Here is a 1,282-nt window from a genome sequence, read left to right as displayed (position 1 = left end):
CCCAACCCACACATAATAAGTGATAAAATTTGCCCCATCGATAGACCAAAAATAATAAATCCAAGTCCAGAATCAGGCTCTCTGTAAAATTCACAAATAAATCTTGCAAATGTGTATAAAATGGCGTAAAGTGCTATGAGCTCGCCATTAAATTTCTTATATTTTCTATATAAAAATAAAATGACAAAAATAACTAAACCTTCTAAGAATGCTTCATAAAGCTGGCTTGGATGTCTTGGCTGGCCAAAGACATTTATCGCCCAAGGCACGTCTGTAACCCTGCCAAAAAGCTCTTGATTTAAGAAATTTCCTATCCTGCCAAAGGTGTAGCCAAAAGGTATGCAAATGGCGCAAAGATCAAGCAACTGCCAAGCGTTTTGCTTATATCTTTTGCAAAATAAAATTGTCGCTAGCAAAAAGCCAACCACAGCGCCGTGATAGCTCATGCCGCGGATACCGACGAATTCGCCGTTGTGAAAGGGGTTAAAAATCTGCCAAGGATGAGTGAGGTAATAAGCGGTATTTGGATCGTAAATGACGATGTAGCCGAGCCTCGCGCCCAGTATCACGCTGATTTCCACCCAAAAGAAATAGTTATCAAGCAGCGAATTTGAAATTTGCATATTATCGCGCTTGACGATAAATTTAGCCACCCCGAGCGCCACGAGCAGCGCCAGGACGTACATTATCCCGTACCAGTGCGCCTTGATGCCAAACAGCTCAAATGCGACCGGATCAAAATTTATATAAAAGTCGTTCCACCAACTCATCTAGGTACGACTTTGACTTTTAGCGTATTTTCGATACCGCTCGCAAAATCCTCGAAAAGATAGCCCATCGCGCGGTAAAATTTACTTTTTGCTTCGTTTTGCAGGACGGGGGCTAGCTTTTTAGCGTAGGGCAGCAGATAGGAGCTTAGCAAAACGCCCAAAATTTCCTTCGTCTGTTCGTCTTGTTTTAGCTCGACGACGGAGGAGAAAAACGAAAGCTCGTTTGTTAGGCTATCAAGCGCGCTGACGTTTAAATTTGGGCTAAATTTGCATTTTTTATAAAAGCCTTCAAGGCGCGCCTTATCGCCCTCGAAAAAAAACTCCGCATTAAAATATTTTTTCAAATTTGCGAAGTCTTTCGCGATCTCTTCTATACTCTCGCCTTTTATCGACTCCTCGTATAGCGCGCGTCCTTTGGCGTTTGCTTCGCTATCGTTTGTTATTATCCATTTTGGATTTTTATTTAGCTCGCTAAAAAGCTTTGCGCTCGGCGGCAGAGCGAAATTTAGCGC

At 42.5% G+C, this 1,282-nt stretch carries 2 protein-coding genes; both read right to left on the bottom strand.

Annotated elements, in window-relative coordinates:
* Positions 1 to 770: prolipoprotein diacylglyceryl transferase (lgt, locus tag Q0200_RS01460; protein ID WP_297936921.1), on the bottom strand; the 770-nt coding region annotated here is incomplete at its 3' end.
* On the bottom strand, positions 767 to 1,282 hold a 516-nt coding region (locus Q0200_RS01455; RefSeq protein WP_297936919.1), incomplete at its 5' end, for a hypothetical protein. The genes lgt and Q0200_RS01455, both read right to left, overlap by 4 nt.

The sequence above is a fragment of the uncultured Campylobacter sp. genome (assembly GCF_938045225.1).
Classification (GTDB): Bacteria; Campylobacterota; Campylobacteria; order Campylobacterales; family Campylobacteraceae; genus Campylobacter_A.
This window is presented reverse-complemented; position numbering and strand designations above follow the sequence as displayed.